At 61.2% G+C, this 15427-nt stretch carries 13 protein-coding genes; 7 read left to right on the top strand and 6 right to left on the bottom strand.

What is annotated here, in order from left to right:
• Window positions 1-19: 19 nt before the first annotated feature.
• The 3 genes from ATH90_RS24920 to ATH90_RS24910 all read right to left on the bottom strand — a co-directional run bounded on the left by ATH90_RS24920 (window position 20) and on the right by ATH90_RS24910 (window position 2466).
• Complete coding sequence (locus tag ATH90_RS24920) at window positions 20-1003, bottom strand: hypothetical protein (protein ID WP_069078389.1); 984 nt, start codon at window positions 1001-1003, stop codon at window positions 20-22.
• Window positions 1004-1894 (bottom strand): KPN_02809 family neutral zinc metallopeptidase, encoded by an 891-nt coding sequence (ypfJ, locus tag ATH90_RS24915; protein WP_098467417.1) that lies wholly within the window; start codon window positions 1892-1894, stop codon window positions 1004-1006. It abuts the gene before it with no gap.
• Between the two features lie 155 nt (window positions 1895-2049).
• Window positions 2050-2466 (bottom strand): membrane lipoprotein lipid attachment site-containing protein, encoded by a 417-nt coding sequence (locus ATH90_RS24910; protein WP_034109393.1) that lies wholly within the window; start codon window positions 2464-2466, stop codon window positions 2050-2052.
• 178 nt (window positions 2467-2644) lie between these two features.
• On the opposite strand from ATH90_RS24910, the gene ATH90_RS24905 reads away from it, so the two are divergent.
• A complete protein-coding gene (locus tag ATH90_RS24905) occupies window positions 2645-3523 on the top strand; it encodes a DMT family transporter (protein WP_034109392.1) in 879 nt (292 codons plus the stop codon).
• Window position 3524: 1 nt separating this feature from the next.
• On the opposite strand, the gene ATH90_RS24900 is transcribed toward ATH90_RS24905, so the two are convergent.
• On the bottom strand, window positions 3525-4859 hold the full coding sequence (locus tag ATH90_RS24900) for an MFS transporter (protein WP_034109391.1): 1335 nt from the start codon (window positions 4857-4859) through the stop codon (window positions 3525-3527).
• A gap of 221 nt (window positions 4860-5080) precedes the next feature.
• Between ATH90_RS24900 and quiC the strand changes: the two genes are divergently transcribed.
• Window positions 5081-6982 (top strand): 3-dehydroshikimate dehydratase QuiC, encoded by a 1902-nt coding sequence (gene quiC, locus ATH90_RS24895; RefSeq protein WP_098467416.1) that lies wholly within the window; start codon window positions 5081-5083, stop codon window positions 6980-6982.
• Window positions 6983-7059: 77 nt separating this feature from the next.
• On the top strand, window positions 7060-7701 hold the full coding sequence (locus tag ATH90_RS24890) for a TetR/AcrR family transcriptional regulator (RefSeq protein ID WP_034109389.1): 642 nt from the start codon (window positions 7060-7062) through the stop codon (window positions 7699-7701).
• A gap of 143 nt (window positions 7702-7844) precedes the next feature.
• Here the strand turns inward: ATH90_RS24890 and ATH90_RS24885 are convergent, their stop codons facing one another.
• Together ATH90_RS24885 and aroQ are read right to left on the bottom strand one after the other, a co-directional pair.
• Window positions 7845-8693 carry a shikimate dehydrogenase gene (locus ATH90_RS24885; protein WP_098467415.1) on the bottom strand — a complete coding sequence of 283 codons (849 nt, stop codon included), beginning with the start codon at window positions 8691-8693 and terminating at the stop codon, window positions 7845-7847.
• Window positions 8690-9139, bottom strand: a complete 450-nt coding sequence (gene aroQ, locus ATH90_RS24880; protein WP_034109387.1) for a type II 3-dehydroquinate dehydratase — start codon at window positions 9137-9139, stop codon at window positions 8690-8692. Before aroQ ends, ATH90_RS24885 begins: the two co-directional genes overlap by 4 nt.
• Before the next feature lie 206 nt (window positions 9140-9345).
• On the opposite strand from aroQ, the gene ATH90_RS24875 reads away from it, so the two are divergent.
• The 4 genes from ATH90_RS24875 (at window position 9346) to ATH90_RS24860 (ending at window position 15290) form a co-directional block, all read left to right on the top strand.
• A complete protein-coding gene (locus ATH90_RS24875; RefSeq protein ID WP_028618031.1) occupies window positions 9346-9867 on the top strand; it encodes an RNA polymerase sigma factor in 522 nt (173 codons plus the stop codon).
• A 63-nt stretch (window positions 9868-9930) separates the two neighbouring features.
• Entirely contained in the window at window positions 9931-10929 is a 999-nt protein-coding gene (locus ATH90_RS24870) for a FecR family protein (protein ID WP_098467414.1), read from the top strand.
• 883 nt (window positions 10930-11812) lie between these two features.
• A complete protein-coding gene (locus tag ATH90_RS24865) occupies window positions 11813-14563 on the top strand; it encodes a TonB-dependent receptor (protein ID WP_034107177.1) in 2751 nt (916 codons plus the stop codon).
• A gap of 103 nt (window positions 14564-14666) precedes the next feature.
• Complete coding sequence (locus ATH90_RS24860; RefSeq protein ID WP_098467413.1) at window positions 14667-15290, top strand: heme acquisition protein HasA; 624 nt, start codon at window positions 14667-14669, stop codon at window positions 15288-15290.
• Window positions 15291-15427 lie beyond the last annotated feature (137 nt).

Below are 15427 nucleotides of genomic sequence, written 5' to 3'. Positions count from 1 at the left end.
CGGGTGTCTTCAGGGGGTGTTATTGGAAGAGTACCTGCTGGCCTTCCGGCGACGTAAACATCCCATCCCCGTTATGCCCCACCCCCGGCACTTCCACCAGCTTATGGCGCAACTGGGGATGCCGCTGCTTGAGGTAGTCAAAATAGTTGTGCCCGCGAATCAGGCGATACGCGCCCTGGGTTTCGGCGGCGCAGCTTTTATCCAGCGCGGGGTGGTTCGGGTCGGTGTCTTGCTGGCCCAGCAGGTAGGTGATGTCGCGTGATACATAGGCTTGCTCAAGCTGCTCGGCGCCCTGGCCCTTGGCGTAGGCCGGCAGGTTTTGCATGCCGTACTTCCAGTCGTTGAAGCCGGGGCAACTGGCGGTGTCGAATTTCACCGGACGCTGCGCAGTGAAGTAGGCATAGGACGACGGATTGGCCACCACGTAACGCAGGCTGATGCCTTCGGTTTGCAGGGTCGGGTGATCGTGACCGGTGAGTGCGAAACGCTGCACCACCTGGCCGCCCCCGGAATGGCCGGCGACCACGATTTCCTTGAGTGCCGGGAACAGCTTGCGGTTGCCCAGGTGCTTGATGATCTGGTCGAGCGCACCGTAGGCGCTGATCTGGCCCGGGCCGACGGAGGGCGCGCCGGCCATCCAGTCATTGCCATTCCAGTGCAGTACCTGAGTATCCAGAGGGTTGCGCTTGATGTCGGACGCATTGAGAAATTGCGGGGCAATCACCAGTGTGTTGGCGGCCTGGCCTGCCTGTTCGGCGGCGTCTTCACCACTTTGCAGGTAGGTTTGCGCGTTGCGCAGGCGCCCATGCACGATGATCAACGCGCGGGTGACCTGGGGCAGCGGCTGGTGCCAGTCCTGGCTCAAGCCCAGGCTGAGTTCGCCGGCATCCAGGTGAAAACGATCGGGACTGACCACCTTGACGCCATGTGCTTTCTCGGCGGCCCAGGTGGGTGAGGAACAGGTAATCAGCACGCCCAACAGCAATCCCAATCGTTTATTCATCTAAAGACTCTTGGCGGTAAAGGTGTCGCATTGAGTGATCTGGCCCTGGGCGAAGCCGGTCTTGAACCAGCGAACCCGCTGTGCCGAGGTGCCGTGGGTAAACGAGTCCGGCACAACGCGGCCTTGACCCTGTTGTTGCAGGCGGTCATCGCCAATGGCGTTGGCCGCATTCAGCGCTTCTTCAATGTCGCCGGGTTCGAGCCAGTTCAGGCGCTTTTGGGCACGGTTGGCCCACACCCCGGCGAAGCAATCGGCCTGCAGTTCCTGGCGAACCAGCAGGCCACCATCGCCTTGCATCTGCCGGCCCTGTTGGCGCGCGGCCTGGATCTTCGACGAGATGCCGAGGAGCGTCTGCACGTGGTGCCCGACTTCGTGGGCGATCACATACGCCTGTGCAAAATCGCCGGCGGCCTGGAAGCGTTGCGACATTTCCCGGAAGAAATCCAGGTCCAGGTAGACCTGTTGGTCAGCCGGGCAGTAAAACGGGCCACTGGCCGACGTGGCGCCACCGCAGGCCGAATTCACCCGGCCGCGGAACAGAATCAGTTTCGGGTTCTTGTAGGTCAGCCCGTTTTCCTGGAACACCTGGCCCCAGGTGTCTTCGGTATCGCCCAGTACGGCACGCACAAAATCAGCGTGTTCATCGTTGGCCGGCGGCGCCTGGCGCGACTGCGTGCTCACCGAGGGTGCCTGTTCCATTTGGCCGGTCAGTTGGCCGAGGATCTGCAACGGGTCCTGGCCGGTCAGCCAGCCAATGCCGACGATCAGCACGATGGCCGTGAGGCTCAGGCCCTTGCCGCCCCCAAAGCGCATGCCACCGCCCCCACCGCCGCCACTGCCATCGCGGGCATCCACCACGTTGTCGCTGCGTCGGCCTTTTTTCCATAGCATGGGGCAATCCTCTCGATGAACTCTGAAACAGTGTTGTTGGTGCGTAGGAATGGCGCCAGCCCGGCTGTCCGAGAAGTTTGAGAGCTGCTTAGTATCGCTGCTCTCAGCCCGTTCCGGCAGGGGCGCCAGATGAAGTGTGTGTCAGCAAAACCAGGTCAGTCGCGGCAATAACCTTCGCCGGTGTCCACCACCAGGCAATCTTTTTTATCCGCCAGCCATTTCAGCCCGGTGGCGGGCCCGTCGCCGGCGCGCAGCAGTTGCGGGCCATCGGGACGGGTAAAGGCGATGCCGTCTTCGGCAGCTTCACCCTTGAAGGTGCCCGAGTCATCGGCGTCGAGGCCGTATTGCATGGTGAGGATGTAGTGACCACGGCCGATGCTGTCGTCCTTGGCGATGGTCAGGTTGAGGCCTTCGACGCCAATCCATTTGCCCACCCATTTGTCGGTGGGCGGGGTTTGCGGCACGAGGGTGGCCTGCACGGAAGGCGGCGCGGGCTTGGGCGCTTCCTTGGACTCCTGGTTACAGGCGGTCAGCAGGGCGAGGGCAGAAAGAACAAAGAGTGTTTTTTTCATAGCGGCAGGGCCTTGGTTAAAAAGTGTACAACGCAGAGGCTAAGGTGCAGCGTTGGACTCGAATCCCATGATTTAGTGCGCTGTTCGCACGGTGTTTAGTTATGCTCTTGGGGCAGACTCCGGCCCGGCTGCTAGATTACCGGGTTGAGTCCCACCGTGCGCCACGCAAGAGAATTCAATGACTGTCAGTACCCCGCTTTCCGGCGTCAACCACCCCTTCAAAGGCATCCTGCTGATTGTGGTGGCGACGTTTCTGTTTTCCAGCCATGACGCCTTGTCCAAATACCTGGCGGGGTTCTATCCGATCGTGATGGTGGTGTGGGCTCGTTACCTGGTGCACACCTTATTGATGGCGGGCATCTTCCTGCCGCAATCGGGCCTGCGGGTGCTGCGCAGCAAGCGGCCGGGGATGCAGGTGGTGCGGGCGCTGTGCCTGTTGGGCACCAGCCTGTTTTTCACCGCGGCGCTGCATTACATCCCGCTGGCGGAAGCCACGGCGGTGAACTTTCTCGCGCCGATCCTGGTGACAGCGCTGTCGGTGCCGCTGCTCGGCGAGCACGTGACGCGGGGCCAATGGCTGGCGGTGATCTGCGGGTTTGTCGGCGTGCTGATCATCATCCACCCCGGCGGCGAACTGTTCACCCCGGCGGTGTTGCTGCCGCTGTGTTCGGCGCTGTTCTTCTGCTTCTACCAACTGCTGACGCGCATCCTCAGCCAATACGACACGCCCACCACCAGCAACTTCTTCGCCGGCCTGTGCAATACCCTGGTGATGAGTGCGATGGTGCCGTTCTTCTGGCAGGTCCCCACGCTGTGGCACGGCGTATTGATGCTGGCCTTGGGCACGTGCGGGATGACCGCCCACTTGATGCTGACCCAGGCGTTCCGCTTTGCGGCGCCGGCCTTGCTGGCGCCGTTCGGCTATTGCCAGATCGTGTTCGCGGGGTTGTTGGGCTGGTTGGTGTTCAACCACACCCCGGACCTGACCACAGTGGTCGGTATCGGGGTGATCTGCATGAGCGGGCTGGCCGCTGCCTGGCAGCAGCGGCGCAGGTAGATCAGGCGTCTACGGTAGGAATCTTGCGCGGTGCCATGAAGTACATCCAGGTCAGTGCGATGAAGTACATCGCCGGGATCAGGGTGAACAACACGGTGTAGTTGTTGTTGGTGACGGTGAGGATGTGGCCGACTATCTGGGTCATGAACATGCCACCGATGGCCGCGCACATGCCGCCGAACCCGAACACGGTGCTCATCATGTGCTTGGGCGTGTAGTCCATGACCAGGCTCCAGATGTTGGCCGTCCAGGCCTGGTGCGCGCCAATCGCCAGGGAGATGGCAAACACCGCGACCCACAGCTGGCTGGAACCGGCCGCCATGATCACGCCGACGATGCAGCAGGCAAACAGCAGCATTGACAGCAACCGCGCCTTGATCGAGTTCATGCCACGGCCGATCAGGAACGACGACAGAATCCCTCCACCCACGCTGCCGAAGTCGGCGGTCAGGTAAATGATGATCAGCGGGATGCCCATCTGGGTGACGTTGATGCCCAGGTTGTATTGCTGGTTCAGGAACGGCGGCAGCCAATACAGGTAGAACCAGAACACCGGTGCGGTCAGCGAGTAGGCGAGGGCAAAGGCCCAGGTGCCGCGCATGCGCAGGATACGGCTGAAGGGGACGCGGGGTTGCTCCGGTTCGACTTCCTGTTGCACGTAGTCCAGTTCGGATTGTTTGACGGTGGGATGGTCTTCGGGGTTGAAGTACTTCAAGCCCCAGAACAGTAGCCAGATCCCGCCGAGCGCCGACATGCACAGGAACGCCGCCTGCCAGCCCCACACGTGCAGGATCAATGGCAGCAACATCGGCGTCATCATCGCACCGACGTTGGTGCCGGCGTTGAAGATACCAGTGGCCACCGCACGTTCACCCGCCGGGAACCACAAGCGTGTGGTCTTGACGCAGGCGGGGTAGTTGGCGGCTTCGGTCAGCCCGAGGATAAACCGGCACACCATGAACCCTACTGCAGAGGTGGCCAGGCCGTGGGCGCCGGTTGCCAGGCTCCACAACAAGACTGCGCAGAAGAACACGCGTTTCACGCCCACGCGGTCGATCAAGCGACCCTGCAGCACGAAGCCGATGGCGTAGCCGACCTGGAACCAGAAGTTGATGTTGGCGTAGTCCATCGCCGTCCAACTCATCTCTTTGGCCAGGATGGGCTGCATCACGCCCAGGGCGGCGCGGTCGATGTAGTTCAGGGTGGTGGCGAAGAACACCAGGGCCAGCATGCCCCAGCGCGTTTTACCCACGGCCAGGGCGCCGCGGATCTTGTCGCCGATGCCGGCGTGCGGGTTGCCCGGGCGGTCGGCCAGGGCGGAGTTTTGCAGAGGCATGAGGTCGTACCCGTTTTTTGAAATTTTTATGGTGTGTTCTGGGTCTTTGTTACGGGGTCGATGGTGAGCAGCGGTTAAAAAACCGTCAATTCGCCAAAGCGGCATAGTGTTCGATAATCGCACCAAAAACTAACCGGTTCGTACATTTTAATTGCTGTGAACAGTTTAGCGGCCAATAATTTGCCGTAAATAAGACGAGCCTCAAATGCCGGGAGTCGCCGATGCAACGCTCTATTGCCACCGTTTCCCTGAGCGGAACCCTGCCGGAAAAACTCGAAGCCATCGCGGCCGCCGGGTTTGATGGCGTAGAAATCTTCGAAAACGATCTGCTGTATTACGATGGCAGCCCGCGTGAAGTTAGGCAGATGTGCGCCGACCTCGGCATTGCCATCACGTTGTTTCAGCCGTTTCGCGACTTCGAAGGCTGCCGCCGTGACCGCCTGGCACGCAATCTGGAGCGCGCCGAACGCAAATTCGATCTGATGCAGGAACTGGGCACCGACCTGGTGCTGGTGTGCAGCAACGCCTCGGCCGACTGCATGGGTGACGAGCGTATTCTGCTCGATGACCTCGGCCTGCTGGCCGAACAGGCCGGGCGTCGTGGCCTGCGCATTGGCTATGAAGCGCTGGCCTGGGGCAAGCATGTGAACACCTGGCAGCAGGTATGGAACCTGGTGCGTCAGGTTGATCACCCCAGCCTTGGCGTACTGCTCGACAGCTTCCATACCTTGTCCCTCAAGGGCGATCCAAGCGCGATTGCCGATATCCCTGGCGACAAGATCTTCTTTGTGCAAATGGCCGACGCGCCGATCCTGGCCATGGACGTCCTGGAGTGGAGCCGACATTTCCGCTGTTTCCCCGGCCAAGGCGAATTCGACCTCGCGGGGTTTCTTGCGCCGATCATCAAGAGTGGCTACACCGGGCCGCTGTCCCTCGAGATTTTCAACGACGGCTTCCGCGCCGCGCCAACTCGGGCAAACGCGGCAGACGGCCTGCGCTCCTTGCTGTACCTGGAAGAAAAGACCCGCGAGCGTCTGCAACAGGAAGCGCCGGTGCAGCCGGTCGAGATTCTGTTTGATACCCCGGCGGCCAGCGAGTACGACGGCATCGAGTTCCTCGAATTTGCCGTGGACGAAAGTCTCGGCGCGAAGCTGACCCACTGGCTGGAACGCCTGGGGTTCGTCAAGGCCGGGCAGCATCGCTCCAAGAGCGTCAGCCTGTTACGCCAGGGTGATATCAACCTGATCCTCAACTGCGAGCCCTATTCGTTCGCCCACAATTTTTTCGAAGCCCACGGGCCGTCGTTGTGCGCCACCGCGATCCGCGTCAAGGACAGCGCCAAGGCCCTGGAGCGTGCGGTGGCTTACAAGGGCCAGCCGTATCGCGGCCTGGTGGGGCCCAACGAACTGGAACTGGCGGCGGTGCGTGCGCCGGATGGCAGTCTGATTTACCTGGTGGACCCGAGCGAAGGCGGCCTCTACGACACCGACTTCAACCTGCAACCCGCCACGTCATCCAGCGGCGGCTTGCTGCGCATCGACCACATGGCCATGGCCTTGCCGGCCGACAGCCTCGACAGTTGGGTGCTGTTCTACAAGAGCCTGCTGGATTTCGAAGCCGATGACGAGGTGGTGCTGCCTGACCCTTACGGCCTGGTGAAAAGCCGTGCCCTGCGCAGCCGCTGCAGCTCGATTCGCTTGCCGCTGAATATCTCCGAGAACCGCAATACGGCAATTTCCCACGCACTGTCGAGCTATCGCGGCTCGGGTGTGCACCACATTGCCTTCGACTGCGCGGATATTTTCGCCGAAGTTCGCCGCGCCAAAGAGGCTGGGGTGCCGCTGCTGGATATCCCGCTCAACTATTACGATGACCTGGCGGCGCGTTTCGATTTCGACGATGAGTTCCTCAGCGAACTGGCGTACTACAACGTGCTGTACGACCGCGACGCCCAAGGCGGTGAGTTGTTTCACGTGTACACCGAACCTTTCGAAGGGCGGTTTTTCTTCGAGATCATCCAGCGCAAGCATGGTTATGCCGGCTATGGCGCGGCCAACGTGGCGGTGCGTCTGGCGGCGATGGCCAAATCACGCAGCGGTGCGGTACGCCAGGCGCGCTTATAACGGCGGGCCGGGTGCTTCCTTCGGCGAGCATCGCGGCCCATAATCACGGCCTGCATAACACTGGCCGTGAGCGCACCATGACCTCCGAGGCACCCCGCAAGAGTCGTAAGAACAATCCGGAAAAGACCCGCGAGAACATACTCCAGGAAGCCATCGTCGAGTTTGTCCAGCAGGGCCTTTCCGGCGCTCGCGTGGACGCGATCGCCGAGCGCATCCACACCTCCAAACGCATGATCTACTACTACTTCGGCAGCAAGGAGCAGTTGTACGTCGAGGTGCTGGAGAAGCTTTACGGCGACATCCGCAACACCGAAACCCGCATGAACCTCACCGCCCTGGAGCCACGGGAAGCGATCCGCCGGCTGGTGGAGTTCACCTTTGATCACCACGACCAGAACGTGGATTTCGTGCGCATTGTCAGCATCGAAAATATCCACAACGCCGAATACGTGAAGCGCTCGGACTCGATCAAGGCAATGAACAGCAACATCCTCGAAGCACTGGGCGCGACGTTGCGTCGTGGGGCTGAGATGGGGCTGTTTCGCGAGGGGTTGGAGCCATTGGACGTGCACCTGCTGATCAACTCGTTCAGCTTTTACCGCGTGTCCAACCGCCATACGTTCAGTGAGATCTTTCAGATCGAGCTGTCGGATGAGGCGATCAAGCAGCGGCATCGCGAGATGATTTGTGATTCGGTGATGCGGTACTTGCAGGCCTGAACAAACGCGATTCCCTAAGTTGAAATGCAATCCATGTGGGAGCGGGCTTGCCCGCGATGGCGGCGCGTCAGGTATGCAAATGTCGGCTGGCAAGCCGCTATCGCAGGCAAGCCAGCTCCCACAGGTTGATCCGGTTTTGTCAGTTAGGTATTCATGCTCTGGAAGTGCGCCAGCATCCGCTGTGCATCCGGCATCTGCCCACTGAACAACTCAAACGCCTTCACTGCCTGGAATACCGCCATGTTGCCGCCATCCAATGTGCGGCAGCCAAGGGCCCGCGCATCTCGCAGCAGTTCGGTTTCCAGCGGAAAGTACACAATCTCCGCTACCCACAGTTGCGCCCGCAACCACGCTGCAGGTACTGGCGTGCCGGGCAGCTTGGCCATGCCCATCGGCGTGGTGTTCACCAATCCATCGGCCTCGGCCATCGCGTTTTCCAGATGGTGGCCAACCTGCGCACGACCGGCGCCGAAACGCTGCGCAAGGTTATCCACAAGGTCGCGCGCACGGCTGGCGTCCACGTCGAAAACACTCAAGTGCTCCACACCTTCCGCCAGCAGCGCATGGGCCACCGCCGCGCCAGCGCCACCGGCGCCCATCTGCACTACGCGTTGGCGGGCGACATCATTCAAGTTGCGGCGAAAACCTTCGGCGAACCCGAGGCAATCGGTGTTGTGGCCAATGCGCTTGCCGTCCTTGAAGACCACCGTGTTGACGGCGCCAATGCCGCGGGCCTCGTCGGACAATTCATGGAGCAACGGCAGGATGGCTTGCTTGCACGGGTAGGTGATGTTCAGCCCGGTGAAGTGCATGAGTTCGGCGGCGTGCAGCAGGTCGGGCAGGGCGTTGATGTCCAGGCGCAGGAGGTCGAGATCAATCAGGCGATACAGGTAGCGCAGCCCCTGGGCGTCACCTTCCTGTTCATGCAAGGCAGGCGTGCGGGAGGCCTGGATACCGGCGCCTATCAAGCCGGCGAGGATGCGCGGTTTCATCGGCACGACCCTTTGAACAGCTGGCTGAAGTGCTCCAGGGCCAAGTGATAACCATGGCTGCCGAACCCGGCCAGCACCGCCTTGGCGATAGGCGATACAAAGGAGTGATGACGGAAGGCTTCACGGGCATGCACGTTGGAGAGATGCACTTCGATCACCGGCACTTCGCTGGCGACCAGCGCATCGCGAATCGCCACCGAGGTGTGCGTCCAGGCCGCCGGGTTGATCACGATGCCGGCGCAGCGGGCGCGGGCGCCGTGGATCCAGTCGAGCAATTCGCCTTCGTGGTTGGTCTGGCGAAATTCGATTTTCAAGCCGAGCTGTTCGGCGCTGCGGCCGCACAGGGCAGCGATATCGGCCAGGGTTTCATGGCCGTAGGTGGCGGGCTCGCGGGTGCCGAGCAGGTTGAGGTTGGGGCCGTTGAGCACCAGCACGATAGGCGGCATGGGAGAGTCTCCACAGTTCTTGTTAGTTGTGTGGATAAAATGTACTGGTTGGTTAATTTGGTCAATTGATGGCAGCGGATGTGTTCGATTACCGAACTGTTAATCAGAATGTTCGTACGCTCGAATCGGATTAGATATCAATTGAAAATCATTCTCGACAACGCTTAAGATGCCCGCCTGTTTCCTTAACATTCCAGGGAGTCGGTTTGTCGGACGTGGATCTCAAGGGCCTGTTTCTCAAGCATGCCGATACCCTGCGCGGGTATCTGGCGCGCAAGGTACGTGACCCGCAGTTGGCCGCAGACCTGGTGCAGGAAAGTTTCCTGCGCCTGGCCGAAAAACCGGCCGGCGAGCGCATCGACAACTCCCAGGGCTATCTCTATCGAACGGCGAGCAATCTGCTGATCGACCATATTCGCCAGGAAGCGCGGCGCAAGACTGATTCCGTGCCCCACGAGGCGCTGGCCGAGATTGAAGATGAAGTGGCCGGGTTGGAGGCTCAGGCAATGGCGCAGCAACAGCGACAGGCATTGAAGCAGGCACTGGCGGAGTTACCGGAACGCACCCAGCAGATTTTCCGCCTCAACCGCATCGAAGGCATGACCCACGCTCAGGTCGCCCGGCACCTGGACATCTCTGACAGCTCCGTGCAAAAGCACCTGGCCAAGGCGTTGGCTTACGTGATGCAGCGCCTGCAGGACGGCGAGGTGGCGCCATCCGACGAATGAATTACCGAAAAACGTCAGGTCAGTCGTCACAGCGTTACATAACGAAAAATTCGAGATTCACACGTGAATAGCCAGGGTCCGCAACAGCACAGCATTACCGAGGCGGCCGCCGAGTGGGCGGTGCGCTTGCACGCCGGTGCCCTGACCGACCAGGAACAGGCCCAGCTGCAGCATTGGATCGCCTGCGACAGTCGCCATGAAGCGGCATTGCGCTTTGCCGAGCAGACGTGGGCGGCGTTGGGCGACGTGTACAAGGAAGAGCCGGTGCACCGTCAACGCCCGTCGGCGGCGCCGCTGCCTGCGCGCCGGCCAAAGCGGCACAGGCCATGGCAGCGTGTCGCCGCCGTCGCGCTGGTCGTGGTGGTGGCCGGTGTGGGCTGGGTGCGCGGGCCGGACGTGGTGCTGCGCATGCAGGCCGACTACATCACCCAGAAAGGCGAGGTGCGCACTGTGCACCTGGCCGATGGCAGCCAGGTCGAGCTGGACTCCGACAGTGCCATCCGCCTGGACTACGACGGTGTGCAGCGCCGCATCAGCCTGCTCCAGGGCTCGGCGATCTTTGATGTGGCGCCGATGGTGGGCGAGGAAACCCGGCCGTTCGTGGTGCAGAGCGCCGGGGGGCAAACCCGCGCGCTGGGCACACGGTTTGTGGTGGGACGCGAAGGCAATAGCCAGGCCTGGGTCGGCGTGCTGGAACACAGTGTGGAGGTTTCCCTGCAAGCCATCCCGAAAAAGGGCCCGGCTGACAGGGTGCTCAAGGAAGGCGTGGCCGCACGCTATAACCTTCAGCAAGGTATCGTGCCCCTTGAGCCGTTCGATGTAGAGCGCGCCACCAGTTGGCGACGCGGCGTGCTGATCTTTGATCGCCAGCCGCTGGCCAACGTCATCGAGCAACTCAACCGCTACCGCCCCGGGCGCGTGGTGCTGGCCGACTCGGCACTGGGTGATCGCGAGGTCAGCGGTGTGTTTCGTCTCGACATGCTCGACACGGCCCTTGGCACGCTTACCCAGGAGTTGCAGGTGCAACGCTTGGACCTGGCAGGCCTGAGCCTGATCTATTGATTGGCCTGTAGACGCGGGCCAGCCCAAGTTAGTGGCCTGACCGCCATCTAACGGTCACCCCCACGATCCAACTGTGGGAGCGGGCTTGCCCGCGAAGGCGGCCTGACAGCCAACCACTCTCTTCCTGACACCCCACGATCCAAAAATGTGGGAGCGGGCTTGCTCGCGAAAGCGCCCTGACAGCCAACCACTCTCTTCCTGACACCCCGCGACCCAAAACTGTGGGAGCGGGCTTGCCCGCGAAGGCGCCCTGACAGTCAACCACTCTCTTCCTGACACCCCGCGATCCAACTGTGGGAGCGGGCTTGCCCGCGAAGGCGGCCTGACAGCCGACCTGGAGGTTGGATCAGACCGGGTATATATCCGTTATTTAGGTGATGGCGGCTATGGGTTCCGCTCTTACAGCGGCTCACTTTTGAACAGCGCAAAAGTAAGCAAAACGCTCTTGCCCCAACACTCGGCACCTCGCTCACGCTCGGTGTGCCCGTAATCCGACAGGGATTTGGGGGGCCGCCGCCACGCGCCCTCCATGGCGCGGGGCGGCTAAACCGGCATCCCTGCCGGTTTACCCCCCAAATCCCTGTCGAATTCCGGCCAGCGTGTTTGATGGGGCGCCTGAGATCAAAAGCACGATCAAGAGCAACAGCAACAGCAACAGCAACAGCAACAGCGGCTCGCTTCGCATCGTGGGTAGCTGTTGTTACCGCGTTGTGTCGGTAGCTATCGCTATTGCCGGCAAGTCGGCGCCTGCCGTTTTCCGGGCTGAAATCCCTTTGTTAAAAAACTTTTGAAAAAACCTTACTGACTTCCTGCGCGTCGTACGTCTTGCTAGGTGAGAAGCATTCGCATAAACAAAAACGCTTAGTGCAGGGAACAACCGAAAATGTCAGCACACAACAAGGGGCGTATTACCGGTAGCCGGTTAGCCCTGGCCATTCACCTGGGCGTGTTCGCTGCTGTCACGCCGGTGTATGCCGCGCAGCCTCAATCGGGTGCTACCCAGCCTGCCGTGCTGGCGTTCGATGTTCCCGCGCAATCTCTTGGCAGTGCCGTGCTGGCCTTCGCCGACCAGGCTGGCTTGCAGGTGCTGTTCGACAGTCAGCGCTTGCAAGGGTTGAGCAGCACCGCGATCAAGGGCAGTTTCAGCGTGCAGGAGGGCCTGGGCCGTTTGCTCGGTGCCGCGCCGGTGGAGTATCGGTTTACCAGTGAGCGCCAGGTCACCCTCAGCCGTGTCAGCGACGACCACGCCGGCGCCATGACCGTAGGCACCACCACCATCACGGGCAACACAAATGGCCAGGCGAGCGATTGGGTGTACCAGACCCCAAAGTCCGTGGCCGTCATCAGCCGTGACATGATCGACAAACGCCCGCCCCGTCACGCTGCCGACATGCTTGAAGAAACCGCGGGCGTCTACACCGCCGTCAACCAGCGTGACCCCGGTCTGTCGGTGAACATTCGTGGCGTGCAGGATTACGGCCGCGTGAACATGAACATCGACGGCATGCGGCAGAACTTCAACGTCAACGGCCACCAGCAGCGCAACGGCACCATGGTGATCGACCCGGAGTTCCTCTCCAGCGTCGAGATCGACAAGGGCAGCCAGTCGGGGCAGGGCGGGGCGGCCGTACTCGGCGGGATAGCCTCGTTCAAGACGCTGGAGGCCAGCGAGTTCCTCAAGGACGGTAAGGAACTTGGCGGACGTTTTCGCGCGGGCAGTGGTCTCGGTGAGTTGGGCAACGGTACCTACTTCAATGGCAGTGGCGTGTTTGCCTTTGGTGATGAGCGCGGCGATGTGCTGCTCGGCTACAGCGAGCGACATTTCGGCAACTACCGCGCCGGCACGCACAACGACCAGAAGCTGGGCACCAACCTGCGTGCGCGCAAGGTCATGCCCGCCGCGTTCGATGATTGGCTGAACAGCGAAGTCGGCGACATGGGCAGCGTGACCCGCTCACAGATCATCAAGCTCGGCCTCAACCTGCCCAATGACCAGCGCGTGCAACTGAGCTACCTGGAGAGTGACAGCGACAGCAACGACGCTTGGGCCTATACCTCCGATGACAATCAAAGCGTGTTCTATCAGCGTGTCAGCAAGAACAACCTCAACGCCAAGAACTTCGCGCTGGACTACAGCTACACGCCAGATAACCCACTGGTCGATCTGAAGGCCAAGGTTTACTACGTGACCACCCAACTGGACCGTGGCAACACACCGAACATGTCGTCGGTAGGCACCGGCAACTACGTGGGGGCCTACACCGATCACTTCCAGACCGACACCTGGGGTTTGCAGGGCGACAACACCTCGCGTTTCGATTTCGGCGAGCGGGGTCATGTGAGCTGGAACTACGGCATGGAGCTGTACCAGGACGAGTTCAAGCCGCGGACCAACAAGGTCGAGGCCGTCAACCAGCTCGGCCTGCTGCCCTACGCCGAAGGCGGCACGCCAGGCGGTAAACGGACCATCGCCAGCCTGTTCAATAACCTGCAGTACGAATACGGCGATTGGCTGACCGTCGATGGCGGCCTGCGTTACGACCGCTATCGGCTGGAGGGCGAGACCGGCATGACGCTGTACCGGCGCGATCGCTTCTACAGCAGCCTGGTGGGGCCCAAGCGGGTCTCCGAAGTGATTGATATCGACCGTGAGGAGGGCCAGTTTTCGCCGACCTTCGGTATCGCCGTCAAACCCGGAGTGGATTGGCTGCAGCTCTACACCCGCTGGGGCAAGGGCTGGCGCCCGCCAGGGGTGACCGAAACCTTCATGACAGGTCGCCCCCATGGCGGCGGGTCGGGTGAGCGGGTGTTTCCAAACCCTTATCTCAAGCCCGAGGAATCCAAGGATTGGGAAGTGGGCATGAACGTGTTCAAGGAAGGGCTGTTGTTCAGTGACGATCGCCTGGGCATGAAGGTGGCGTACTTCGATACCAAGATCGAGAATTTCTCGTTCCTGAACACCAGCGTCAGCCTGCCGGAAACCACCGTCGGCGGCTTTCTCGGCACCATGGCCTACGTCAACAACACCAACCCCACGCGCTTTCGCGGCATGGAGTACCAGCTCAACTACGACATGGGCCGGGCGTACGCCAACTTCAGCTACACCCACATGATCGGCAGCAACGAGTTCTGTTCGAAAAACTATTACCTGGGCGGTGCGAAGAAAAACGGGCCGAGCACTTCGCGTATCGAGCGCTATGTGGACGCAAACGGCGTTTCACGCATTCGCTTCGTGACCCGCTATGAAGTGCTGGACGATGAGGTCGCCAACAACAAGGAAAGTTGTGGCCGGATCATGGGCAATGCCACGTACATGCCTGCCGACCGCGGCTCCCTGACCCTGGGCGCGCGCTTCCTGGACAAACGCCTGGATACCGGCGTGCGTGTGCGCTACAGCGCGGGCAACGGGGAGAACCTGAATCAGCAGGGTTACGACCTGATCGACCAGGCACTCTGGCCCCAGTACACCCTGTATGACCTTTACGCCAGTTACTGGATGACCGACCACTTGAACATTGCGCTGGCGTTGGAGAACGCCACCGATGAGGCCTATTTCGTCGCCATGGGCGATGCCAACAACCTCAGCCTGGCCCGCGGCCGGACCCTGAGCGGAATGTTGGAATACAAATTCTGATCAGTAGCAGCCTTGCACTGGATCAATGGTTTTACCCAACGGTGGGTAAAAAGTGCGCCCCTTGTGCGTGCTCATCAATAGCGTTGTTTAACGAGGTTTAGTGATGACTATTTCTGTTAGCTACGATTCTGGCTTGGGTTCTTTCACGGTTGGCGAGTACCTGAGCGCCTGGGCCCTGGGCTTCGCCACGGCGGGTCACGGCAGTAGCAATACCGGTGGTTTCAGCAACGGCTCCCTCAGCGGTGACCAGTACGCGACCCACGGCGCCAATAGCTCGGATTACGCCTTTATCGCCGACAGCGACACCAGCAATGGCCTGCACTATGTGTTCAACCCTGCGCTGCCTGCCAGCAGCAACCAGAACCACTTCCTGTGGGGCGAGCTGGATAACGTGCAACTGGGCACCGGCCTGGGTGGCGGCGGCGGCAGTGATTTCAGCCTCACCGACTTCAAGGTTGCGTTCAACGGCCTCGACCTGAGCGCTGCTTCGGATGCCGGTCGCGTGGGCAACGAAGTGCAGAGCGTGATCTATGGCCTCATGCAGGGCAACACGTCCGCCCTGGAAACCGTCCTCACTGATCTGCTGGGGTCGATCGGCGAGGGCCTCGACAGCACCTTCGACGACATCGCCGCTGCCGTCGCCAGCCACTCGGCCTCCGCTGCCAACACCGAAGTTGCTCTGGTGGGTGTGCAAGACGTGGCACAGGACTGGGCACTCGCGGCCTAGAGCCCTGGCTGCATGAAAAAAGCGAATGGAAGATCGCTCTCCCATTCGCCGCATGACACACCGCCGTCGCCCAAGCCTTCTACTTCTTCAGCGACGGCGGTGCCGAATTCTGCGCAGCGTCGCATGGCCTGTCAACG

It is taken from the genome of Pseudomonas lurida, assembly GCF_002563895.1.
Taxonomy (GTDB): Bacteria; Pseudomonadota; Gammaproteobacteria; order Pseudomonadales; family Pseudomonadaceae; genus Aquipseudomonas; species Aquipseudomonas lurida.
This window is presented reverse-complemented; position numbering and strand designations above follow the sequence as displayed.

What these genes read in the sequence shown, in the direction of transcription:
- ypfJ (WP_098467417.1), bottom strand. Translation starts at nt 1,894, where the DNA reads ATGCTATGGAAAAAAGGCCGACGCAGCGACAACGTGGTGGATGCCCGC.
- aroQ (WP_034109387.1), bottom strand. Translation starts at nt 9,139, where the DNA reads ATGCCGCCTATCGTGCTGGTGCTCAACGGCCCCAACCTCAACCTGCTC.
- quiC (WP_098467416.1), top strand. Translation starts at nt 5,081, where the DNA reads ATGCAACGCTCTATTGCCACCGTTTCCCTGAGCGGAACCCTGCCGGAA.
- ATH90_RS24890 (WP_034109389.1), top strand. Translation starts at nt 7,060, where the DNA reads ATGACCTCCGAGGCACCCCGCAAGAGTCGTAAGAACAATCCGGAAAAG.
- ATH90_RS24905 (WP_034109392.1), top strand. Translation starts at nt 2,645, where the DNA reads ATGACTGTCAGTACCCCGCTTTCCGGCGTCAACCACCCCTTCAAAGGC.
- ATH90_RS24920 (WP_069078389.1), bottom strand. Translation starts at nt 1,003, where the DNA reads ATGAATAAACGATTGGGATTGCTGTTGGGCGTGCTGATTACCTGTTCC.
- ATH90_RS24900 (WP_034109391.1), bottom strand. Translation starts at nt 4,859, where the DNA reads ATGCCTCTGCAAAACTCCGCCCTGGCCGACCGCCCGGGCAACCCGCAC.
- ATH90_RS24860 (WP_098467413.1), top strand. Translation starts at nt 14,667, where the DNA reads ATGACTATTTCTGTTAGCTACGATTCTGGCTTGGGTTCTTTCACGGTT.
- ATH90_RS24885 (WP_098467415.1), bottom strand. Translation starts at nt 8,693, where the DNA reads ATGAAACCGCGCATCCTCGCCGGCTTGATAGGCGCCGGTATCCAGGCC.
- ATH90_RS24865 (WP_034107177.1), top strand. Translation starts at nt 11,813, where the DNA reads ATGTCAGCACACAACAAGGGGCGTATTACCGGTAGCCGGTTAGCCCTG.
- ATH90_RS24910 (WP_034109393.1), bottom strand. Translation starts at nt 2,466, where the DNA reads ATGAAAAAAACACTCTTTGTTCTTTCTGCCCTCGCCCTGCTGACCGCC.